The sequence below is a fragment of the Nitrospirota bacterium genome (assembly GCA_016219645.1).
Taxonomy (GTDB): domain Bacteria; phylum Nitrospirota; class Nitrospiria; order Nitrospirales; family Nitrospiraceae; genus Palsa-1315.
This window is the reverse complement of sequence record JACRLR010000040.1, coordinates 131,480-153,379: the sequence shown is the minus strand read 5'-3', so window position 1 is coordinate 153,379 and position 21,900 is coordinate 131,480. Positions and strand designations below refer to the sequence as shown.

Below are 21,900 nucleotides of genomic sequence, written 5' to 3'. Positions count from 1 at the left end.
ACAATCACTGGTCAGTCAAAAAATGAGACTTCTCTCAACCGACCTCACAAAGCGTCTTATGTCATCTGCCGGTAGAGTTGTCACAGAAAAATCCTTCATGCCGACGTCCAGCACCGTTCCCTCCTCAATGACAAAAGGGATGGAGAGGTGTTTGAAAGAAGGAAGATATTTTTCGAGAATCTCGCCATCAGTGATGTCTTCCAAGTCTTCCTTCAGGAGAAGCGGCGCTTGGCCTAGGAGAATAACAGTCAGCTTATGGTCCCCTGCATAAAGCCCCAAGGCGATCCTCAGTGCCTCAACTGGGCGAGCCGTCGTACGGGGATCTTCCGAAATGACGACGGCGATCCGTTTTGACATAGAACGACCAGCCGCAAGGGAGAGACGTTTTATGTAAAGGCAAGAAAACGGTCGCAGCCATCAATGATCCCGGATAGTACAACCAGCCCGGACAAAGAAGCCCTCGAATCGATAACAACCGTTGGAACTCCGTGTCGCTGACAGCCATACGCACAAACAGACATCTTCACGCCGGCGTCAATCAAGCCAAGATAGCGTCGGTCTGTGGCTGTCCTTACTCCTTCATCAATAAGATAGAGATAGACCTCGATTCCCCGACGCAACGCCGCCCGAGCCAACTCAACGACAGTTTCAACACTCGGATGGGACGGGGGTGTGGATAACAGGAGGCCCAGCTTGCGATCCGCCATAGTTATAAATAAAACAAATCAATACAATCAATTAGTTATGAAGTTGACACTCGGCGAGACTACGAGTTTTAGTTTCCAAAGTCAATACCAAAAATGAGCTTCCTATGTAGGCAAAGCGCGATGTGTAAGGACCGGGGCAAGCCCTGCGAGAGGAAGTACTTCCTGAGCCTTCGATTCAAGGTCGCGGAGGATAATCGATCCACGAGCTGCTTCATCATCGCCTAACAGAATCGCATAACGGCAGTTCGCGCGATCGGCCTGTCGAAGATGGGCCTTGAGCGAGGTCGCGCGATAGTCACATTGGGCAGAAAGGCCAGCTCTTCGGAGTTCATCGAGAAGAACCAACCCACGCTTCTTCCCTTCTTCCCCGAATGCTGCCACGTAATAGAGACATGCGTCTCGTAACGGTGAGGATCTCTTGTGGAGCATCAGCGACACGCGCTCAAGCCCGAGCGCGAATCCTACAGCAGGAACAGAAGGACCGCCGAGTGTTTCGACCAAGCCGTCGTAACGGCCACCTGCACCGACGGCATTCTGAGCGCCCAAATGAGTCGACGTAATTTCAAAACTTGTCAAGCAGTAGTAGTCGAGCCCGCGGACCAAGCGAGGATTGAGTTGATAAGGCACTCCCAGGGCATGAAGACCGCCGAGCACCTCGTCAAAATGTATACGGGCTTCACTGGAAAGGTGATCCGTCAACCTGGGGGCTGACTCGGTCGCAGCTCGGCAGTCAGGCACTTTGCAATCCAACACCCGCAAGGGATTCGTGTCCATACGGCGCCGACAGTTTTCACAGAGATCAGCTTGCCGTTGTGAGAGAAACGAGCCCAAGAGGGGTATGTAGCCAGCGCGATCACCAGAGCTTCCGAGGCTATTAATCTCGAGGGTCAAGTCCGGCAGAGCCAAGTCAGATAGCAGATGCCACAGGAGCGCAATGACCTCGATGTCAGCGCGAGGGTCCGTTGTGCCGAAGAATTCGACGCCGAATTGATGAAACTGCCTCAGGCGCCCTGCCTGCGGTCGCTCGTGGCGGAACATTGGACCAATGTAGAAATACTTCTGCGGGAGTGGATCAGCCGCACGATTGTGCTCGATGAAGGAACGGACCGTGCCGGCCGTCCCTTCCGGGCGCAACGTCAATGATGCCCCGTCTCGGTCAGGAAAGGTATACATCTCTTTCTCGACAATGTCCGTCGCCGATCCGATACTCCGGGAGAAGAGCGCAGTCAGTTCGAAGATGGGAATACGGATCTCCTGATATCCATAACAAAGCGCCCAGCGCCTCGCGGTCTCTTCAATGAGACGCCACCGTGGCGTTTCCTCCGGAAGGATATCCTTGACACCTTTGATGCCTTTGATCGAATCCATAGGCCAGCGACAATTGGGAAAGATCGGGACTATAGCCGCGGGGTACCGGCAAGTCAACGCAGGCCTGGCAGGATGCTGAAAAAGTCCGCCAGCATCGTTCCCTGCCTCCGCCGAAGCGCTTCGCGCAGGCAGGTCGCATCGTTCAGATCCTCAACGTACCCCAGAGGGTACGCCTTCGGTCTTCACTCGCTGCGGCCTTGCCGGGCAGTCTTTTTGAGCATCCTGCGAGAACGCAAGTTCGGAGATTCTACGGTTCATGAACGACACATGGTGAGAGATACCGTGCCTTCTTGCGCCGACCGGCGCGCGGGCGTATAGTTCGCGGCCTACCTACCATCTGAGGAGATGTGATGAGTGGAGAACAACCGACTCGCCGCGTCATCGCGCTCGCACCGATGCCGCCCGAGAAGTCTGCATACGCCCTGGCCCGGTACAGCCGTTCACCTGACTCTATCGAGAGCAGCCTCCGCTGGGTGCACGGGCATTCATCTGAAAAGTTCTGGGATCAGTTTTACTTCGACTATGGTCATGCGTCGATTGCCGACCTTGGCCATGTCATCATCTGCTTTGAGAACATCTCGGAACTCGCCGCGATTCGGCTTGAAGACGAGCCCTTGTGGGATGGCCAGGCAAAATCAAGCCGATATCAGAACTTTGCCTCAGGCGGGTGGTTCGTGCCGGATTCCATCCGAGGGTCGGAAACGGAAGGCACGTACTACGGCATTCTTCGAAGTCTTGCCGAAATCTATCGGCTCTTACACCAACCGGTCACAGAATTTCTTTCGAAGCGTGAACCGTGCCCGCAGTCGATGAAACAGGCCGATTACCAGCGTACGATTGACGCCCGTGCATTTGATGTGACGCGGTATCTCCTGCCCCTCGCGGCCAGGACGAATGTCGGGCAGGTTGTCAGTATCAGGACATTAGAGAAGCAAATCACCAGACTGTTGTCATCACAGCTGCCGGAGCTTCGTGCAATCGGAGACGAACTAAAAGATTCCTGCCAACGGTCACCCATCAATCTCTGGGGTGAGCTGTGTGGTCAGTCGGCCGGAGCGCATGAGCCCCTCGCCCCGACCCTCGCCCGCCATGCGACGTCAAACGACTACCAGACCTCGGTCTACCAGAACCTCGCCAAATACGCGAAGGAAGCACTCAGGGGAACCGGGTTGGATCAACCGACAGCCTGGGGGGCGCCGGAGCCTGTGGACCTCATCGAACTCCACGATCCAATGGACGAAATCGTGACCACCTTGCTATACCGTGTCTCACACGCATCCTATCGGAACATCCTCGCGCTCGTCCGCTCCTGGACAGAAAAGCAAAAACAGGAGGCTGTCGACGTGGCGACGAGTGCACGAGGGCCTTATGACGAACTGATCAAAGAATTTCGAAGCGGTTATGCGTTCACGTTCGATGTGCTGATGGACATCGGGGGCTGGCGCGACATGCATCGGCATCGGCGTTGTCAGCAGATTCAACAGAACTTTACGACGGTGCATGGCTATGAAGTCCCACCACCGCTCGTGCAGGCAGGATTGGATCAGGAGTACCGGCAGGCGATGGACGCAGTCCGCTCGGACATTGAACAACTGAGGAAAACGAGCGCGGAGGGGTCGCTCTACGCGACGCCGTTTGGATTCAAAGTGCGTTGCCTTTTCAAGATGGACTATGCAGAAGCCGAGTACATCGCGAAACTGCGCTCTGGTGTGAAAGGCCACTGGTCGTACCGGACGGTGGCTTGGTTGATGAAACAGAAACTTTCGGCGCGCTACCCCGCACTTGGAGATCGCATCCAGGCGACCTCGCCGGACATTGAAGACACCCTCACGAGATAACCATTCACGACCGATCCCAATGATCGACTACCAAACCCAGTGTGAAACAGCGCTGTTGGAAGGCCAATGGGATCAGGCGCAACAGGCGGCGCTGGCCTGGGCCCGCCATCCCGTCAGCGGCACAGACAGAGATCCGAAGCCCCAGTTTGCGCTCAACGTGATCCATCTGCTCCGTGGAGAGTTTGCGGAAGCCTGGAACACCCATTCGAAGTGCCTACAAGAACCGGAAGATATTGCTCAAATCAAAGCCTGGATCGAAGGTATTGTGATGCAGCAGTCGGAGCGGGCCAACGCCCATCTCGTAATGGGATTATTCCTGGCCCAATCAGGCCAGTCGGAACAGTCCATTGCCTGTTATAAGAAGGCGATCAACCTCGAACCAGAGTCCGCCCATCCTCATTATTTTCTTGCCCAGATTCATGAGCGGGCCAACCATCTTGAAATGGCGATCAAGGAATACAGAGAAGCCGTGCAACTTGATCCTTCCTATGCGCCGGCGCGGACCAATCTGGGCGTGTCCTATCAAGAGCAAGGACGGCTGGAGATGGCGATTCCCCAATATCGCGAAGTGATCAAGTTGCACCCAAACGACCCGGTGGCGCATGCCAATCTTGCCTGCGCGCTTGTCGAGCAGGGCAAGTTGGAGCCTGCCTTGCAGTCCTATAAGGAGGCATTGCGCCTGAACCCCATGGATGCAGCTGTCCATCTTGCGCTGGGAGGCCTCTATGAAACGCGAGGCCGTCTGGATCTGGCACAGAAGGCGTATGACGCGGCTCTCATCGCCGATCCGAATTTCGGCCCAGCGCACTCGGCAATCGGCTGGTTGGCGCTGGGCAAACAACAGATGCAGGCCGCCTACGAATCCTTCAATCGCGCCCTCAAATCCAACGCCGAAGATCCTCGAGCCTACCATGGCATTGCTGAGTATTATTCCCATAAGGGGAAACGAGAGAGCGCAATGGAAAACTTTACCAATGCGCTCAAGTACTACAAAGATCCCGAAATGAAAAACGCGATTTTGAATCAGCTATTCCAAGAAGGCCAAATGGCGGATTGAGGGTCCGCCATCTCCTCGTTCCTCGCTCGCTGAGCGCGCACACGAAACAATCAGATTTCTACATCATGGGCGGTGCTCGCTCAATGCGCGCGGTCGAACGAAGAGATGGCGGGCCCTCTTGATGTGTGGAGGAGGATGAAGAGGAGCCAGCTTGGAAGGATCTTTCAGCAGGAGGGATTTGGAACTGGTTAGGCGGTAGCGCTGCTTACCCGCCCATACATGGTGTTCGAAGATATAGGGTGCTAAAATGCCGCGCCTAAGATTTTCCGTGTGGGTCACAGGATGGTTGGATCTAATACAAACGGAGCAATCCTTTGGCGAGGCACACTTTCAAGAGCCTAACAAGCCGGTTGTCGAAAGCCGGTTTCACGAATGAGTTTCTTCGATCAGCAATCTTGCCGGATTGGTGGGACGACGATTGTCGAGAAGACCCTAGGCTCCTCCAAGACATTGAGATCCGGGTTGCACGATTCCTTGGCCAGTCTCTAGCCGAGGTTAAAGATCCTAGCATGAGGTTGGCAGCGCCTGCGTATCCAGGAGCGCAGCTGAGACGTGTTAAGGATATAGATCGTGACAGGCTTGGACCCGCGATTCATTCGGGTATGCGTATAGCCGCTGCTGTAGTTCGGAGTCTACGGGAGACCGTCCCGAATGTAACCATCCCACCTGCTGACGGTCTGGCTTGGCGGAACTTGATCCAGCACACCGGTCCTTCGATAACTTTGAAGGACGTCACTCAGGATCTCTGGATACGAGGGATTCCTGTAATCCCCCTTGATGTGCTCCCAGTCCCTAGTTTCCAAGGATTAGCAGGGATTGTCGAAGGCCGGCCAGTCATATTGCTTGGCCACAGGCATGACGAGCCGGGGCGACTAGCCTTTGTCGTTTCGCATGAGACTGGGCATGTGGCTACAGGTGATTGCACTCCAGATCAGCCTGTTGTGGATGAAGATGAGGAAACTTCGGACAATTCTCAGATGGAGCTTAAGGCAGATCAGTATGCGAATCGTGTTCTTATTGGTAGCGACAATGTTCACCCCCTAGATAGTGGTAGTTTCAAAGATCTCGCTCGTCGTGCTGCCGAGCTTGAACGCCAGACAGGCGCCAATGCGAGCACGATACTTTTTTCTTGGGCTCGGCGGATAGACAGCCCAGACAGCTATCAGAAGGCTACACGAGCCATAAGGGCCCTTTACCGAAATGCCGGAGCACGCAGACAGCTGAGACAATTATTTGATGAGTATGTTGATGTAAACGCTGCAACCGAGACTGACCGCGCACTGCTCCGCTGCGTTTTTGGCGAGCCAGAGCGTCATGAAGCTACTGTTTGATACAGATGCTTTCTGCAAGCTTGGAATCGCTAGCCTACTTCAGGACGCAGCACAGATCTTCGGCGGGCAGTTGCAGGAGTGCGGAAGGCTATACGCCCTCCCATTCATGTTGAAGAAAGGCCGCCTTCGAAATCTGTTCGGAGGACCTGCCTGTGACGCATTAATCCCTGTCGCCGATGTAATACCCGTCATGTCTGATCCCAGTGTCACCTGGCTTGAGAAGCTGACAGGGATTGAAGCTATTGACCCGGGGGAAGCCCAGATCTTTGCCGTAGCTGCAGAACTAGGGCAGCCGTTTTTGTCTGGCGACAAGCGAGCCCTCATAGCACTCAAGAACATTGATGATTTTATCACTGTACTCGATGGGCGTGTAGTCATACTGGAGGCCGTCTTGCTGGCCCTTTGCGATAGATTGGGACAAGAGGAGATGCGCCTGCGGGTGGCTCCGCTTGCCGCAGTAGATCGGATGGTTGAAGTCTGTTTCTCCAGTGGGAACCCAGATCCTTCAACCGCACTGATGTCATACTATCGGGCACTTAAAATGGAACTGGCACCGCTCAAACTCTGGGATCCAAGAGGGTAAGGGTAGACATGACATTTGGGCCAGATCATTACGTGCCGGTGCTCAAAGTGAAGGGAGGAGAGAAAAGAGCTCTTCAGCGTATTTCCCCAATTCTCCAGTCACGAATGACCCCTCTTCTAGAGATTGTTGAGAGAAAACCTCCCAAAACTCGCAGCGGCCATCTTGATACGGCGTTCACCGATCTTGCAGAAACCATTCGCCCATACTCGCGGTGCTTTCTTGACACGCGTGAGATAGCCGTTGAAGGGCAGGCAGGTGCGGCCGATGTTTTTCAGCGGGCATCAGACGCCGGTATCGTATTTACTCCTGTCACAGGAATATCCCGTACGGCAGATGTGGGTCCCGCTCTTGCTCACAGAGAATATGGGCTCGCACTCCGATTAACTCGAACGGAGTTTGAGCAAGGAGATCTCTCCACACGAGTAAATGTGTTCTTGACCGAACACAATCTTACGCCAGAACAGTTAGATCTCATTATTGATCTGGGCGCAGTAGAGGACTTCATTGTTGAAGGGATCGAAGCCTTGACTGGCGCCTTCATGGCCGAAGTTCCTGATCATAGTCGATGGCACACGTTCACAATTTCGGCCTGCGCTTTCCCTAAGAGCATGAGAGGAGTCGACAGGAATTCACATGCTCTTGCTGAGCGAGGTGATTGGCTGGCATGGAAGCGGCATCTTTACGATGAGAAAAATAATATTCCTCGCCTTCCGACTTTTAGTGACTGCGTGATTCAACATCCGGCAGGTGTTGAGGGATTTGACCCTCGGATAATGCCGGTGTCTGCCGCTATTCGGTACACCTTGGAGAATGAGTGGTTGTTGATAAAGGGCGAGAGTACTAAAGCTATTCGCGCGGGCGAGCAGTTTCCTGCTCTGGCTCATGAACTTGTTTATGGGAATTTCCGGTCAAGTTTTTGCGGATCAGATCACTGCAACGGTTGTCATGCGATGAAGGCGGCGGCAGATGGAGCTCCGAGTTTGGGATCAGCTGGGGTATGGCGCCAACTGGGGACTACCCATCATCTTTCAGTGGTTACACAGGCACTCGCTTCTTTGCCCTGGCCTTGAGTTGTATTCTCACAGCTCTTGCGATTTCGTTGAGACTGCAAATTTCGCAGACTCGATCCCAAACAATCCAACGAGCTTTTCCCCGAAAACCTCGTGCGGTATCACGTTTCTCCAGCAATGCTAGAGCATCATCGAGCCACAATAGCTCAACCAAGGCGCGAGGATCTTTCTTGGGATTACTGCGTGGTGAACGCATGGTTTTGAGCTGCAGCCCCTTGGCCGATCGATGAGCAAGTAAGATTCCCCACCATTCAGGCACGTTATCGAGTGCTTCATCCAAATGGCGCTCACCCACCACTAGTGTTGCTCGATCTAACACCTTCCCATAGAGTTCCACCTGGCCGCGTAACCGACGAAAACTATCCCGATCAGACTTGATTTCATATCCATGCAGCAGGCCGTTGACGACCGAAAGGTCGACTCTTACCTGCCCACGGCAGAGCCCAAGTTCTTCGATGAAGACTGTCCGAGATGTATTGGCGTGTTTTTTTGAAAGGCTGGATCGAAGAACCGAACGGATTTCAGAGTCGCCAAGAACGAGATTGTTGCTCATCAGGTCACAGTATCCCGCGAGATATTTGATTGGAGAAACACGACACAATAGAAACGCAAGAAATGTGATACGGCTGAGACAACAGTCATTTTAGAAGGCCCGCACCAAAGTCTCAAGGTCAAATTTGAAGGAAGGGGATATCAGCGACTTATCAGGTATCTGATTTAGGGATACAAGACGGGTAGTCTTGGTAGGTTCGGACTTCGAGAGTTCGGAGGCTGGAGTCCTTGCAGATTTTGTGGACGAATGACATCGACGTTCCCTTGTCAACGATCACGCCAATCAACCAGTCCTTAACGGGGTCGTCTTTTTAGGGGCTTTAGGGGCTTTATCGGATGCTCAAAATTTCCGCCAGCAAGGCCGCAGGGATCAGGACGACTGAGGCGTACCCTTGCGGTACGTCGCAGGGAGGCACGAGACTGAGAACGAAGCTTGGGAAAGAGCGCGTCTTGGCGCGCCGGGGTTGGGTGGGTGAGAATGTCGGAATTTTCAGCAGCCGCTTAGAGTTCGCGGATGGCGCCTTGTAGCACCGTGATCTGCGTCACCGGATCGCCGGAAGCTTTGAGTTCTGCACGGATCTGCTCTTTGAGGTAGGAGGAGTAGCCGACGCGGTCGATTAAGAAGTCGAGAAACCGTTCGACTGGGAGTAGACTTTGGGCTTTGAGTTCTTCCAGGGTCTCATCACTCACTGGCACGTAGCTGTTCCCCATGTGGAAGACCACATTGTAGTAGCGGTTTTTTCCGATACGTTCGAACCGTAGACCCTTCACCGACTCCTCCCCTAAGTCCTGCAAGACGGCACATTCTAGATAAGCGCACCGTGGAAGACAAGAGAGGCCTACGCAAGCGGGCCAGACTCTGCTACGTGGTTTGATCGTCGGCTGTGACGGACAATTCTGTCAGTGCCCGCTGAACTCCGCATGCTCGGGTGAGGATGCTCAAACAGGCCATCCAACGAGGCCACAGGTGATGGCAGAACCGGAGGCGTAGCCTGCTGGCTACGTTGAGGATTCTGCCGAGCCCAGAACAAAGTTGGGGGTCTGTTTCAGCATACGATTAGAGGTGGTACTTCGCCATTCGATATCTGAGTGTATTACGGGTGATCTTGAGGAGTCGGCTGGCTTCGGATATGTTGCCACCAGCGCGTTGCAGCGCCTCCTGTAACAGTTTTTTCTCCATGTCCTGGGCAGAGAGACCAAAGTCCAGGAGCGAGGGCTGGTCAATCTCTCTGCTCGATCCCACCGATGGAGCGTCTCGCACGGAGGCAGGGAGATGGTCCGGTGTGATCGTCTCATCCTTGCACGTGATGGTGAGCCCTTCGACCACGTTGTGCAGCTCCCGTACGTTGCCTGGCCAGGCGTGGTTCTGCAAGATTGTCAATGCGGCTGAAGCGATGCCAGTGATACGACAGCCATGATCTCGGCGGGCGACATCCAGGAAGGAAATGAGGATTGGTTCGATATCTTCGGGTCGTTCGCGGAGCGGCGGAATGCGCAGTTGGTACACGTTCAGCCGATAATAGAGATCCAAGCGGAATCGTCCGGCCTTGATCTGTGCCGGCAGATCTTCGTTGGTGGCCGCAATCACGCGAATGTCGACATGAATGCTTTGGGTGTCCCCTAGCGGATCGACCTGCCGACTTTCCAAGACGCGTAAGAGTTTCGCCTGCGCAGAAGGACTCAGTTCACCGATTTCGTCGAGGAAGAGCGTGCCTCCCTCCGCTTGTTGGAATCGTCCCGGCTTGGCCTGTTTCGCATCGGTAAAGGCGCCTCTCTGATAGCCGAACAATTCCGATTCGAGGAGGTGCTCGGGAATACCAGCACAATTGAGCGCCACAAAGGGGCCTTTAGATCTGGGGCTGGCTACATGGATCCCCTGGGCGAAGAGTTCTTTTCCTGTACCGCTTTCGCCTGTGATAAGGACAGTGGCATTGGTTTGGGCGACTTCTGCTGCCAGGTGTTTCAGCAGTTTCATCTGGGGCGACCGGCCAATGATTTGATCGAAAGCGAAGGTCTGCTCGACAGGAATTCGGGACCCTGGCGTTTCTAGTGCGCGGGTCTTGTGGATGGCCGTCCGGAGATCCTTTGCCGTGACAGGCTGCGCGAGGTAGTCGCTGGCGCCACGGTGTAACGCATCGACAGCGGTTTTTGCTGATCCATCTGTTCCAAGGATAATCACCGGAAGGTGGTGAGCGACGCGTATAGCCTGAGACAGGATTACCTGGCTCAAAATCCGTCCCCGGCTTTCATCACACACGACGAGTACGAGGTCTGCTTGGTCTTTCAGGATGCGCAGACCCTCGTCGGTCGTGGCAGCAACAAGGATCGTGGCGTTGCGCTGGTCGAGGGCCTGCTCGAGCAAGAGCTTGGCCAGAGGATCGGCCGAGATGAGCAGCAAGATCGGAGGGTGCAAGTTATTCAAGCCTCCCCGCGAGTCACCCTGAATATTGAAAACAGCGTACTCCTCTTCCCGGAAAGAAAGAAGGGGGGTCTATTGGGAGGCTTGGCGCCCTGTCTGTCGGCGGCAGTTTTCCTCTGCAATCCCCACATTTCGAAGGAGGCCGCTTCGTTTTGCTCGTTTGAGGGGGCTTTCCTTGAACGAATTCGCAAAACTTTCATCGCTGACCTCGGCCAGAGCCTTGAGGCTAGGAGCGAGGGTCAAGGGGGTAGGGGTAAACGCCGGTTCATTCGTCGTGTCTGCCCGAAGGTTGAAGGGACAGATATCCAGGCAATCGTCGCAGCCGAAAATGCGATTCCCCATTTGAGAGGCGAGTTCGTCAGAGATAACCTCTCGACCACCTCGTAATTCTATGGTCAGGTACGAGATACAGAGTCGGGCATCGACGACATAGGGTTCCACGATGGCGCCGGTCGGACAGGCTTGAATACAAAGGGTACAGCTTCCACACAGATCTGTGGCAGGCTCATCCGGTTCCAGATCCAGGGTCGTCAGGATCTCCCCGAGCAGAAGCCAGGACCCACATTCGGCCGAGACGAGATTGGAATGTTTCCCGATCCAGCCGAGGCCGGCTTCCTGGGCCCAGGCCTTTTCCATGATCGGGCCTGTATCGACGTAGCTGCGTGTAGCGACGTCTGGCGCCAGTGCTACGATCTTCGCTTCGAGTTGCGCGAGTCGCTGGCTCATCACCGTATGATAATCCTTTCCCCATGCATAGCGTGCGATGCGCCCCATTCCAGGCTGCTCGTTCGCACGGTTGTCTGTGTAGTAGTTCATGCCGACCGATACCATCGATCGGCACCCTGGCAATACCAATCGCGGGTCGCATCGACGGATTGGGTCGCGCGTCATCCAGGCCATTGCGCCGTGGTAGCCCAGTCTGAGCCATTCGGTGAGATAACCGAACAAGCGACGGGATAAGGAGGCAGCGGGGTCAGGAAGGGATGAGTTCGGCTGGTAGCTGATCGCTGATGGCTGGCCGCTTTCGTCTACTCGGCTGATGCCGACGGCCTCAAAACCTAGGGATCGAGCTTCGGCTTTGATTGCTTCAGCTAAGGACATGATGGCTGGTAATTGGTGGAAGACTAGGTGGGCACGCTGCAATTTCACTGGTCGTCAGGCTTGGGATAGCAGGAGAATACAGACCAGGATGCTTAAAAAGGCCGTCCAGCAAGGCCGCAGGCGAATCGAAACCGGAGGCGTGGCGGTTTTCACCCACCCACCCCGAGCTGTCGGAACAGCTCTTTTCCCGGGCGGGGTACGTTGAGGATTTCGATGAGCCGAGAACGATGCTGGCGGATTTTTTCAGCATCCTGTTAGTGCGATTGTTGGGAACAGTCAAAGCGGACAATAAACTGGACCGAGCAATGGTCGGATTTGCATTGGTCGCAAGAGCCGGTGATCTTGCTTTTCCAGTCCGTCGTGCTGTCGTCAAATCGGCAGGAGGTTTTGCCACCCTTGGAGATGGTCGTCCATGGTTTGCTGGTTCCGGGGATATGAACCACAAGGCAGCCTATGGGGAAAGGGACAAGGCAGCTCTGCGAACCCTCTCCCTTTGCCATGCCAAAACTACACGACTGTTCAGTCGTGGGGTGTGAATCATCCATGGGCTGTGCGTGAGCCGTTCCCGCGAAGCAGAACAGGCCGACGAGCATGAGTAACAGGAAGGACCAGCGAGTCATCACGTCGCATCCTAGCACAGGGATGTTTGGAACCGTCAATTGGGATTCAACACGCTTTTACTCGTCTGGGTCTCACGGAGTCTGTATACTGGCCCTATGTTGTGGCGTGCGATGATCGTCATGAGTTGCCTCGTGCTTGGCTGGGCAGGGTGGAGCAGTGCAGCCGAGTCTGTCCTGCTGGATGTTCGTACGGAACCCGCGGGCGGCGTGCGGGCAACTGCCACGATTCTCTTTCCAGTGGAACCGGCAATCATTCGGCGAATATTGACCGACTATGCCCGTTGGCCTGAGCTTTTCGACGTACGGATGCGGATGGCAGAAATACGTGAGCAAGACGGCAAGGTATTTACGGATATTCGGATCGAACATGTCTTGCTTCCGGGGGAACGCCGCCTCTTGAGCGAGACGAGGGCTCTGCCGCCCGGTGGGTTTCTGACGGAATTGAAGGGGGGCGACTTCAAACAGTACCGCCGGCTCTGGAAACTCTCCCCGATCGACGGAGGGGTCCATACACAAGGCGAGTTTGAACTGCTTGTAGAGGTTGATTCGAATATGCCGGAGTGGCTCATCGCTTTAGCGATGAAGAGAGATTTGGAATCGCATTTTCGCCTGATAAAGGAAAAGGCACTTGCCCAGTCGAAGCCGATCCAGTCGCAGTGAGGATCCTAGCAAATATTACGCTACAGAGGAAATCTGAATTGAGACAGCTCGGCCTTGTCGAGTCCCTGTTTCACCAGTCCGTCAATATCGAACAGCCGTTCAACCTTCAGAATATCATCGAGCCTAGTCCTCGTGCTGGGGTGCGGCGGAGTGAAGAGTGAGCAGCAGTCTTGATCCGGCTCGATCGACGTGGCGAAGCTGCCGATCTGTCGCGCCTGGTCGGTAATTTCCAACTTATCCATACCGATGAGCGGGCGCAGGATCGGCAGTTCCGCCGCCTCTTCGATGACCGTCAGGTTCTCGGGGGTCTGCGAGGCGACCTGCCCCAAGCTATCGCCCGTGACAAGGCCCCAACATTGTTCCCGCCTAGCTAATTCCTCTGCAATGCGGATCATGACACGCCGGTAGAGCACCACGCGATAGGGGGCCGGCGCGCTTGCCACAATATCCTGTTGGATCTCCCCGAACGGGACGATGTAAAGCTTCGATGTGTATTGATGGCTTGTGAGGAGTTGGACCAGTTCGCGGACTTTTTCTTCCGAGGCACGGCTGACGAGAGGTCGGCCTGAGAAGTGGACGAAGAGGACCCGGCACCCCCGCTTCATCATACGATAGGCTGCAACCGGCGAATCAATCCCTCCGGAGATCAAACAAGCGACCTTTCCGCTGACTCCGACCGGCATCCCGCCCGGTCCCTGAATCTTTCTGATAGCATAATAGACCTCTTTGGCAAGCAGTTCGAGATACACCGTGATGTCCGGGTCCTTCAGACTGACTTTTTTTCCTGTTTCTTCACAGACAGCGGCACCTATATCTCGCGCGATTTCCATGGAAGTCAGAGTCAACCGTTTATCGGACCGTTTCGCCGATACGCGAAAGGTCGAAAAGGATTCGGGCCGGAGGGATTCTATAATTGCCTTGCTGAGTGTTTTCAGGTCCGGCTTGTCCAGATCGAGCGGCAACCCATGCGCGAGCGAAAAGTTGGCGATCCCAAAGACCCGTGTGAGCCGGTCAATGACGGACTGGTCTGGAACTGTGTCAGGCAGGCTGACGCGAACCCTGCTGCGAAGGTTCTCGACGCGCCTGACGCCGATATCTTTCAGGCTCCATTGGATATTACGCACAAGTCGTTGCTCGAAGTATTCCCGGTTGCGGCCTTTGAGGGCAAGTTCGTGGTAATGGACGATCGCGCATCTCATAACGTGCGTCGCTCGTCGTTCGTGAAGCGTGAAGCGAGGTTGGCTTTGCAGAGGGGTTCCATCTTTGTTTACGAACGACGTTTCACGCGCCGAGCGCTTCCAAAAATCGTTCAGCGTCGATGGCTGCCATGCAGCCTGAGCCAGCAGCGGTGACAGCCTGACGATATTTCGAATCTTGCACATCTCCGGCCGCGAAGACGCCGGGGATGCTGGTGGCGGTGCCGTCATTGGTGATGAGGTAGCCTTTTGTATCCATCTCCAGCTGGCCGGCGAACAGAGCGGTGTTGGGGCGGTGCCCAATTGCGACGAAGACGCCAGAACAAGGCACTTCTGTGACCTTGCCGGTTACAAGATTCCGCACTCGCGCGCCTGTCACCATGTCATTTCCCAGGATGTCTTCGACAACGGAGTTCCAGACAAACGAGATCTTCTCGTTCTTCATTGCCCGGTCTTGCATGATTTTGGAGGCTCGAAGTTTGTCGCGCCGGTGAACAATCGAGACCTTGGTTGCAAACTTCGTCAGGAACGTCGCTTCTTCCATCGCGCTGTCGCCCCCACCGACGACGATCAGCTCTTTCCCTTTGAAGAAAAATCCATCGCAAGTGGCACAGGTTGAGACGCCGTGGCCGGTCAGGCGCGATTCATTCTTGAGCCCGATCGTAATGGCCGATGCGCCGGTCGCAATGATGAGCGTCTTGCTGTGTACGGTCTTTTCACCATCGACAGTGATGCCGAAGGGGCGTTTCATGACATCGACCGAGGAAACATCTCCGGTAAGGAATTCGGTGCCAAAGCGCTCCGCCTGCGCGCGCATCTCCTTCATCAGCTCAGGGCCCATGATGCCCTTGGCAAAACCGGGGTAATTCTCTACCTCGGTAGTCGTCGTGAGCTGCCCGCCCGATTGCCAGCCCTCTATGAGCAGAGGTGAGAGGTTCGCCCGGGCTGCATAGACTGCGGCTGTCAGTCCAGCAGGTCCCGAGCCTATGATCGCGACGTTGCGCATAGGCGAAAATTTAGCACAGGGGGTGGAGGGAATGCACGGCGCTGGTTAAGCGAGAAGGCGGAGGCTTTTCAATAGGTGACCGACCTGCTTGTGAAGCGAAGGGCGAGGGAGGGTTCCATCTAACAGGTGGTCGGCTCGTCGGATCTTCTTTGACAGGGGCATTTGGCTGTTGATGCGGCGGATTGCCTGAGTCCTGATTAGTCCGTTTCTTTTCTTGAGGCGCGCAATCTGGGTTTCGCGGTCGGCGGTGACCACGATGATCTTGTCGACACGTTTGTCTACGCCGGCTTCGAAGAGGAGGGGGACATCATAGATCACGACGGCATCGGGATCCTTGCGCACGGTTTGTTTTGTCAGCCGGGCCTGTTCGCGTGAGACGCGCGGGTGAACGATTCTCTCAAGGCGGCGCAGCTTGGCTCGATTTCCAAAGACAATGGCACCTAGAGCTCGGCGGTTGATGGTGCGATCGGGGTTGAGGACGGATTTACCGAACGTGTCTACGATCTCTCGCCATGCCGGTTTGCCTGGTTTGACGACCTCCCTCGCAAGTTCATCGGCATCGATGACAACGGCGCCACATTGATTGAACATCTTGGCGACGGTGCTTTTGCCAGAGGCGACACCCCCTGTGAGGCCAACGACAATCATGGGAGCGGAGCATAGCACGAGGGTCCGCACCTCACAACCACCGGCCCTGATTGACTTCCGCCACGGAAGGTCTGTATGAGATCACGCATGAAAAGCCAAGTTTTCCTCTGCCTCCTCGCGGCGACCTGGTTGGGGGTCTTCGGCTCGGTGTGGGCTGAAGAGGGGCCGTTGCCGGTCCCTCGGACCCTGGTGGTTGCGTTGGATGGAACCGGGGACTATAGCTCTCTTCAGGAAGCGGTGGATGCCGCGAAGAAAGGGGATATGGTCTTCGTCAAGGCAGGTCACTATCCACAGGATGTGACTATCCACAGCAAGGAAAAGATTAGGTTCGTTGGGGCTGGCATGGACCAGGTAACGATTCTCGGGCGTGATACCATGGTGGGCGCACTGCATGTCGGCAAGTGGCCCTATGGGGCAACGAACATTGAAATCAGCGACATGACCATCAATGACCGTGGCGGCCATGCTGTCGGTCTGTTCAATGGGCAAGGGATTGTCCTCCGTCGGATGAAGATCAATGGCATGATGTTCAGTCAGCAGGTCCAGAATGTACGGATTGAGGATTGTGTCATCGGGGGGAGCGAGACGACCGGAGCTCAGTTTGCCGATTCAGAGGCCATCCTCATTGGGAATGTGATTCATGATAACGATCATGGGGTCTCGATTGCCGGCAAGTCGACGGTGCGATTAGAGCGAAATGTCATTACCCGAAGTCTGTTTGAAGCCATCGTGGTCAGCGATCATGCCAGAGCCGTGCTGGTGAGCAATACATTGGTCAAGAATGATGGTGGCGCATCGTTTCTTGGGCAATCACAGAGCGATGTCACCGGCAATGTCGTCGGGCTCAATCGTGTCGGGTTTGTGATCGCCTCATCCACCCAGACCAGCACCGCGTTCAATGCGTTCTACAACCGGGAGGGTGATTATTTTCGTGCGGGTAACCCAAACCAACCGGCCCCGGAACTCAAGGCCCGGTCAGATATTACCGGTGACCCGTACTTTGTTGACCCAATGCATGACGATTTTCGACTGCGCCTCGATACACCGCTTCAAAAGATCGGCCATTTCCCATACCTCGGGGCCCTTCCACCTGCCTCGCCAGCTGCACCTCGATCAGCTGAAAAGTAGCTTTGAATCAATAGGATGACCACTCTCACCGGCATGCTGATTTCCATGTGCTATGCTTCCTGTACGCCGATAGTCAGATAGGTGATGATTTTCTGGCGTAGGATTTGCTGGACTTTTCAGATAAACAGGAGGCAAGCGTGGCAAGTTACCGACAAGAGCTGGAAAAGCGTGGACCTGAAGGGATTCCGTCGCTTGACGATGTCGAGTCAGGCAAGCTGGTCGGTGCCGTCCTCCCCATGTCTGAAAAGGCCCAGATCCAGATGCGCAATAGCATCGAAGTGATCGACTATCTCCTCAATCAAGAGCGCGTCGTCTGGAGCTGACGACCGCATTCCTCCTCTCCTGAACTCCAAGAATTCACCCCTTGACAGTCCTGTCAGGGCTTCGTACCCTCATTCCCGTCCAGAGTTCTTCTACAGGGAGATATACCAATGGCTCGTCTTCGCCTACCTCCTCAGAGGCGTTCTGTCCCCCTGGCCTTTCAACTGATGGTCGCGACGGCTCTGCTGCTGATGCCTTATACAGTCCAGGCGTCTGATGAATTGCCAAGAGAAGCAGTGTTGCCGATAGGGAAGGCCACCAAGGCAATCCAGGCATCGCTGGATGCTTGCAACAAAGACGGTCACCGGGTAAGCGTGTCGGTTGTGGACCGAGCCGGCGTGCTTCGCGCTATGGGCCGAGCCGATGGGGCCGGGCCCCATACGGTCGATAGTAGCAGGAAGAAGGCCTATACAGCCGCGAGTCTCCGGCGCCCAACGACGGAGCTTGCTGAGCTGGTCACCAAGGTGCCGACCCTGCAAGCCCTTCGCGACATGAACGATCAGATACTGCTGCTCGGGGGCGGACTGCCCATCGAGATCGGTGGTGAGCTCGTCGGAGGGATTGGAGTTGGGGGGGCACCAGGTGCGCACCTCGACGATGCCTGCGCTCAGGCAGGGCTGGAAGCGATTGGCGCAGCGCCGAAAGTTCCAGCAACCAAGTGAACAGGACGTATCCGGTAAGGTACGTGGCCGGCCTATTGCTATTGTTGGCCGCCTGTAACAGTGATGAAGCGGTGCCAGCCACTGTTGAATTCCCGGCTGATCATATCCGCCTGACGATCACCAGGGTTGCCACGGATATGTTCCTCTCCAGACACAACCTTCGGCTCGCGATCGAAGGGCCTGATGGCTGTTCGGTTGAGGAGACGCTGTTCCCCAATACGGGGTATGTGAGTCGACGGAATCTCTATCAAGCGGGAGCGGGCCTGCTCTATGTGGTAGGCCAGTTTGATGCCCGCGTCGTCGACACCATACACTGCACCATCACGCTCGCGGAGTTTCGCACCCTCAATCGATACGTGACATTTCTTGGCAGCTTCGACGAGAACGAGCAGAAGCGGTGGGCGTACTTTCCCGCCAGTCAGAGGTCAGAACTTCCCTTTGAGAAACGGTGAGGGAGCATCCTGCTAGTGCGAGCTTCGGTCTTTGAAGGTGAGTTCAGAGACGGCGGATTTGTCCAGCTCGCCTTTCCCAAGTGTGACCAGCCGCTGGTATTGATCGTAGGTCGCTTGAGCTAATGGGACTGTGACCTCGGCAGCCTTCGCTAACGAAAGGGCGATGCCCGAGTCTTTGGCTGCATGGATAGCCGAGAAGTAGCAGTCATGTGCGCGGTTCTGCATATCCTCGCCGTCCGTCTCTAACACGCGCGATGCGGCTCCCGTTTGAGCGAAGATACCTCGCAACATTGTCAGATCGAGGCCGAGTGCCGCTCCAAGTCCGAGCCCTTCGGCCAGCGCCGCCGTATTGCAGTTCATCACCATGTTGACTAGGGCTTTGACCTTCGCTGCTTCTCCTGACGTCCCGATATAGCGGAGGTGAGCACTCAATTTCTCCAACAGGGGTTTCGCCGACTCGAACACATCCGGACGTCCGCCGCACATGAGGTAGAGTGTGCCTTGACGCGCCTGCGTGATGCTGCTGGCCATGCAGGCTTCGAGGCTTCGGCCTCCATGTTGAGTCACCAGAGTTTCGACCTCGATGTGCATAGAGGGCGAGAGGGTGGCGCAGTTCACGAAAAGACGGTCCTTAGCATGGCGGAGAAGACTCTCCGTGCCGGTTGAAGAAAATATTTGACGCATCGCAGCGTCATCAGACACGACTGTGAATATGATGCCGGCGAGTTCTGCAACACGGGCTGGGGTTGCAGCCGCTTCACAGCCTAACTCGGTCGCAAGGTCGGCGGCCCTCGTGTGGTCCCTATCGTAAACAGCCACGACGGTTTCTTGCTGATCCCTCAAGCGCCGGGCCATGTTAGCCCCCATCCGTCCAACCCCGACGAAGCCGATCCTTAATGTCGATTGCCGCATCACCGTTACTCCTTCGTTCATGTTAGCATGCGCGCGAGTCTACCATACCTCGACTCCGTAACGAGGATGTCAGGGAGGCTTGCGTATGCATCAACCCATTATTGGGTTTCATCTGGACGAACAGGGTGACTGGGTCGCAGATCTGCAATGCGGCCATGGTCAGCATGTGCGTCACCAGCCGCCGATGACGAATCGGCCCTGGGTTCTGAAAGAAGAAGGTCGGAAACAACATCTCGGTGAGACGTTAAACTGCAAGAAATGTGATGAGGCGAGCGGTTGAACTATTCGACGGTCGTCACGTTCAAAGAAGGTGCTACCCTCATACCGAGTCCTGGGCTTGACCAGGTTTGCAGCTGAGGGCCGTTGTATTGGTAGCCACCTGTGACGGGATCGCCGGTCAGTAAGAGCGGGGTATCGAGGTCGAGTACGTCGAAACCTCCGAGCCCTAGAACCAGGCTAAAAGAACAGCCCATTGCGATGCGTGTTTCGACCATCCCACCGATCATCAGTTTGAGGCCTGACGTTTTGGTGAAGGAGGCAATCTCCACCGCTTCAACTACGCCGGTCTTCATGATCTTGATATTGATGTAATCAGCTGCTCTCAGGGCGACGACTTCTTGCGCGTCCGCAAGCGAGCGGACCGATTCATCCGCTGCAACAGAAATACCGGTCTCTCGACGGATTGCCGCCATGCTGTCGAGGTCCTCCCGCACGACCGGCTGTTCAAGCAGCACCATTGTCCCGCCGAATGCTTTGACTCCCCGCGCAAACGTCAGGCAGTCCCGGCGTGAGAAGCCCTGGTTGCCATCACCGATGAATGAAATGCCGGGAAGTGCGCGGTGGACTGCTTCCAGACGCCGAAGGTCGCTTTCCACATCCTTGCCGACCTTCATTTTGAAGAGGCGAAATCCCCGTTCATACCATCCGCGCGCCAGAGCGACGGTCCTGTCGCGGTCGGTGATAGGAATGGTGATGTCCGTTTCTCGCGCCCGCACATCCGCGCTACCCCAGAGCTGCCACAGCGGGATGTTTGACGAACGGCAATGGGCATCGATGACGGCGGTTTCGAGTCCACAACGTGCGGCTGGATGAGTGGGCGCTTGCTCGGACAGCTCCAGCGCTATATTCTTGTAATCTGCAGCTGAACGACCAAGCACTGTCGTGCAGAGTTGGCGGAGTGCCGTAAGGCAACCATCACGCGTCTCTCCTCCAACTTCGGGAAACGGCGCTGCCTCGCCATATCCTTGGGCGCCGTTCGATAGGGTAATTTGCAGGAAGACGTTTTCCGCAATCGTTCGCGCGCCTGTGGCGACGACAAATGGGTCAGTGATGGGCACATCCACCGGCCAAAATTCGATCTTACGTATGCTGCCCGACATTTTGTGCTTGGTGGGAAGGAAATTCTTCAGATTAAGAAGGCCGTTAATGGATCCATCTGATCCATTCGGTCTCACCCATAGCGATCATTCTTCCAAGGAAGCGCGCTATTCGAATAGCCCCTCACTTCCCAAAACCCCTTTGCATCCTTATCCGAAAAGGTAATCTCCTTCACCCACTTTGCGCCCTTCCAGGCATAACGCTTCGGAACGATCACGCGAACCGGGCCTCCGTGTTCTTTCGTGAGGGGTTTGCCGTTCCATTTGTAAGTGAGCAGCACGTCGCTGTCATCGCAGGATTCAAGCGGCAAATTGGTGGTGTAGTCGTCGAACGATTTGAAGAGAACGAACTTTGCAGAAGACAGCGGCTTCACGACGGACAGGATGTGCTGGAAACTGACCCCTTCCCATTCGTTGTCGAATCGGCTCCAGCTCGTCACACAATGGAAGTCTGAGACATCTGTGAATTGGGGTTGCGCCAAGAATTGCTCCCATGTCCAGGTAACAGGGGTGGTCACAAACCCGTCTATGGTCAGGCTCCAGTCAGTCAAGGGAATGTCAGGCTTAAATCCCAGATCCAGCACAGGAAATGTCTCGACGAGGTGCTGCCCCGGTGGCAGGCGGGCGTCTCCTTCGTAAAATACCTCCCGTTCTTCACCCCCTCGGCGCGCCTTGGCCCATTGCTCCTTCGTCTTGGTCAGTCTGCTGGGTTCGTCCATGGTGGCCTCCTCATCACAGACTACGCGAGCCAAGGCCTTTCTGACAACTGGCAAGATCTCTGGCAGTGTGTTGACAAACGACTCGAGCAAAACAGACACGAAACATCTGGATGCTCGCAGACCCGTTCAGAAGCCATCGCAGGCTGTTCAGAAAGGCCGTTCAGCAAGGCCGCA

General features: G+C 55.4%; 25 protein-coding genes. 12 read left to right on the top strand and 13 right to left on the bottom strand.

Going from position 1 to position 21,900, the window contains the following annotated elements; translation table 11 throughout:
• Nucleotides 1-15: 15 nt before the first annotated feature.
• The 3 genes from HZB34_13900 to HZB34_13890 all read right to left on the bottom strand — a co-directional run bounded on the left by HZB34_13900 (nucleotide 16) and on the right by HZB34_13890 (nucleotide 2,075).
• Nucleotides 16-357: a DsrE family protein gene (locus HZB34_13900; GenBank protein ID MBI5317054.1), complete on the bottom strand. Its 342-nt coding sequence runs from the start codon at nucleotides 355-357 to the stop codon at nucleotides 16-18.
• A gap of 29 nt (nucleotides 358-386) precedes the next feature.
• Complete coding sequence (locus HZB34_13895; GenBank protein MBI5317053.1) at nucleotides 387-707, bottom strand: DsrE family protein; 321 nt, start codon at nucleotides 705-707, stop codon at nucleotides 387-389.
• Nucleotides 708-809: 102 nt separating this feature from the next.
• Nucleotides 810-2,075, bottom strand: a complete 1,266-nt coding sequence (locus HZB34_13890; protein MBI5317052.1) for a histidine--tRNA ligase — start codon at nucleotides 2,073-2,075, stop codon at nucleotides 810-812.
• Between the two features lie 395 nt (nucleotides 2,076-2,470).
• Between HZB34_13890 and HZB34_13885 the strand changes: the two genes are divergently transcribed.
• From HZB34_13885 to HZB34_13865, 5 genes are all read left to right on the top strand, one after another.
• Nucleotides 2,471-3,913: an FAD-dependent thymidylate synthase gene (locus HZB34_13885; protein MBI5317051.1), complete on the top strand. Its 1,443-nt coding sequence runs from the start codon at nucleotides 2,471-2,473 to the stop codon at nucleotides 3,911-3,913.
• A gap of 19 nt (nucleotides 3,914-3,932) precedes the next feature.
• Nucleotides 3,933-4,970, top strand: coding sequence for a tetratricopeptide repeat protein (locus tag HZB34_13880; GenBank protein MBI5317050.1), 1,038 nt, complete (start codon nucleotides 3,933-3,935; stop codon nucleotides 4,968-4,970).
• Nucleotides 4,971-5,692: 722 nt separating this feature from the next.
• Complete coding sequence (locus tag HZB34_13875; protein MBI5317049.1) at nucleotides 5,693-6,301, top strand: ImmA/IrrE family metallo-endopeptidase; 609 nt, start codon at nucleotides 5,693-5,695, stop codon at nucleotides 6,299-6,301.
• Nucleotides 6,285-6,884 carry a hypothetical protein gene (locus HZB34_13870; protein MBI5317048.1) on the top strand — a complete coding sequence of 200 codons (600 nt, stop codon included), beginning with the start codon at nucleotides 6,285-6,287 and terminating at the stop codon, nucleotides 6,882-6,884. Before HZB34_13875 ends, HZB34_13870 begins: the two co-directional genes overlap by 17 nt.
• An 8-nt stretch (nucleotides 6,885-6,892) precedes the next feature.
• The gene (locus tag HZB34_13865; protein MBI5317047.1) at nucleotides 6,893-7,954 is read left to right on the top strand and encodes a beta family protein; all 1,062 of its coding nucleotides are present in this window, start codon (nucleotides 6,893-6,895) and stop codon (nucleotides 7,952-7,954) included.
• Here the strand turns inward: HZB34_13865 and HZB34_13860 are convergent.
• The 4 genes from HZB34_13860 to queG form a co-directional block, all read right to left on the bottom strand.
• Nucleotides 7,920-8,507, bottom strand: a complete 588-nt coding sequence (locus HZB34_13860) for a sce7726 family protein (GenBank protein MBI5317046.1) — start codon at nucleotides 8,505-8,507, stop codon at nucleotides 7,920-7,922. The genes HZB34_13865 and HZB34_13860 overlap by 35 nt on opposite strands.
• Nucleotides 8,508-9,007: 500 nt before the next feature.
• Nucleotides 9,008-9,277 carry a hypothetical protein gene (locus HZB34_13855; protein MBI5317045.1) on the bottom strand — a complete coding sequence of 90 codons (270 nt, stop codon included), beginning with the start codon at nucleotides 9,275-9,277 and terminating at the stop codon, nucleotides 9,008-9,010.
• Nucleotides 9,278-9,563: 286 nt separating this feature from the next.
• Nucleotides 9,564-10,928 (bottom strand): sigma-54-dependent Fis family transcriptional regulator, encoded by a 1,365-nt coding sequence (locus HZB34_13850; GenBank protein ID MBI5317044.1) that lies wholly within the window; start codon nucleotides 10,926-10,928, stop codon nucleotides 9,564-9,566.
• Between the two features lie 69 nt (nucleotides 10,929-10,997).
• On the bottom strand, nucleotides 10,998-12,026 hold the full coding sequence (gene queG, locus HZB34_13845) for a tRNA epoxyqueuosine(34) reductase QueG (GenBank protein MBI5317043.1): 1,029 nt from the start codon (nucleotides 12,024-12,026) through the stop codon (nucleotides 10,998-11,000).
• 227 nt (nucleotides 12,027-12,253) lie between these two features.
• Between queG and HZB34_13840 the strand changes: the two genes are divergently transcribed.
• Both HZB34_13840 and HZB34_13835 read left to right on the top strand, forming a co-directional pair.
• Complete coding sequence (locus HZB34_13840; protein ID MBI5317042.1) at nucleotides 12,254-12,562, top strand: hypothetical protein; 309 nt, start codon at nucleotides 12,254-12,256, stop codon at nucleotides 12,560-12,562.
• A gap of 204 nt (nucleotides 12,563-12,766) precedes the next feature.
• Nucleotides 12,767-13,306, top strand: a complete 540-nt coding sequence (locus tag HZB34_13835; protein MBI5317041.1) for a hypothetical protein — start codon at nucleotides 12,767-12,769, stop codon at nucleotides 13,304-13,306.
• A gap of 20 nt (nucleotides 13,307-13,326) precedes the next feature.
• Here HZB34_13835 and thiI read toward each other — a convergent pair whose 3' ends face one another.
• The 3 genes from thiI to HZB34_13820 form a co-directional block, all read right to left on the bottom strand.
• A complete protein-coding gene (gene thiI, locus HZB34_13830) occupies nucleotides 13,327-14,505 on the bottom strand; it encodes a tRNA 4-thiouridine(8) synthase ThiI (GenBank protein ID MBI5317040.1) in 1,179 nt (392 codons plus the stop codon).
• An 82-nt stretch (nucleotides 14,506-14,587) separates the two neighbouring features.
• Nucleotides 14,588-15,508 carry a thioredoxin-disulfide reductase gene (gene trxB, locus HZB34_13825; protein ID MBI5317039.1) on the bottom strand — a complete coding sequence of 307 codons (921 nt, stop codon included), beginning with the start codon at nucleotides 15,506-15,508 and terminating at the stop codon, nucleotides 14,588-14,590.
• A 45-nt stretch (nucleotides 15,509-15,553) separates the two neighbouring features.
• Nucleotides 15,554-16,156 carry a dephospho-CoA kinase gene (locus HZB34_13820; GenBank protein ID MBI5317038.1) on the bottom strand — a complete coding sequence of 201 codons (603 nt, stop codon included), beginning with the start codon at nucleotides 16,154-16,156 and terminating at the stop codon, nucleotides 15,554-15,556.
• 87 nt (nucleotides 16,157-16,243) lie between these two features.
• Here HZB34_13820 and HZB34_13815 point away from each other — a divergent pair, with 87 nt between their 5' ends.
• From HZB34_13815 to HZB34_13800, 4 genes are all read left to right on the top strand, one after another.
• Nucleotides 16,244-17,284, top strand: a complete 1,041-nt coding sequence (locus tag HZB34_13815) for a right-handed parallel beta-helix repeat-containing protein (GenBank protein MBI5317037.1) — start codon at nucleotides 16,244-16,246, stop codon at nucleotides 17,282-17,284.
• A gap of 137 nt (nucleotides 17,285-17,421) precedes the next feature.
• The gene (locus HZB34_13810) at nucleotides 17,422-17,607 is read left to right on the top strand and encodes a hypothetical protein (protein ID MBI5317036.1); all 186 of its coding nucleotides are present in this window, start codon (nucleotides 17,422-17,424) and stop codon (nucleotides 17,605-17,607) included.
• A 165-nt stretch (nucleotides 17,608-17,772) separates the two neighbouring features.
• Entirely contained in the window at nucleotides 17,773-18,267 is a 495-nt protein-coding gene (locus HZB34_13805; GenBank protein ID MBI5317035.1) for a heme-binding protein, read from the top strand.
• 71 nt (nucleotides 18,268-18,338) lie between these two features.
• The gene (locus HZB34_13800; GenBank protein ID MBI5317034.1) at nucleotides 18,339-18,719 is read left to right on the top strand and encodes a hypothetical protein; all 381 of its coding nucleotides are present in this window, start codon (nucleotides 18,339-18,341) and stop codon (nucleotides 18,717-18,719) included.
• Nucleotides 18,720-18,731: 12 nt separating this feature from the next.
• On the opposite strand, the gene HZB34_13795 is transcribed toward HZB34_13800, so the two are convergent.
• The gene (locus HZB34_13795) at nucleotides 18,732-19,631 is read right to left on the bottom strand and encodes an NAD(P)-dependent oxidoreductase (GenBank protein ID MBI5317033.1); all 900 of its coding nucleotides are present in this window, start codon (nucleotides 19,629-19,631) and stop codon (nucleotides 18,732-18,734) included.
• Between the two features lie 85 nt (nucleotides 19,632-19,716).
• On the opposite strand from HZB34_13795, the gene HZB34_13790 reads away from it, so the two are divergent.
• Nucleotides 19,717-19,911 carry a DUF3565 domain-containing protein gene (locus HZB34_13790; GenBank protein ID MBI5317032.1) on the top strand — a complete coding sequence of 65 codons (195 nt, stop codon included), beginning with the start codon at nucleotides 19,717-19,719 and terminating at the stop codon, nucleotides 19,909-19,911.
• A gap of 1 nt (nucleotide 19,912) precedes the next feature.
• Here the strand turns inward: HZB34_13790 and HZB34_13785 are convergent, their stop codons facing one another.
• Together HZB34_13785 and HZB34_13780 are read right to left on the bottom strand one after the other, a co-directional pair.
• Nucleotides 19,913-21,010: a dipeptide epimerase gene (locus tag HZB34_13785; protein MBI5317031.1), complete on the bottom strand. Its 1,098-nt coding sequence runs from the start codon at nucleotides 21,008-21,010 to the stop codon at nucleotides 19,913-19,915.
• A gap of 71 nt (nucleotides 21,011-21,081) precedes the next feature.
• Complete coding sequence (locus HZB34_13780) at nucleotides 21,082-21,726, bottom strand: sulfite oxidase-like oxidoreductase (protein MBI5317030.1); 645 nt, start codon at nucleotides 21,724-21,726, stop codon at nucleotides 21,082-21,084.
• Nucleotides 21,727-21,900 lie beyond the last annotated feature (174 nt).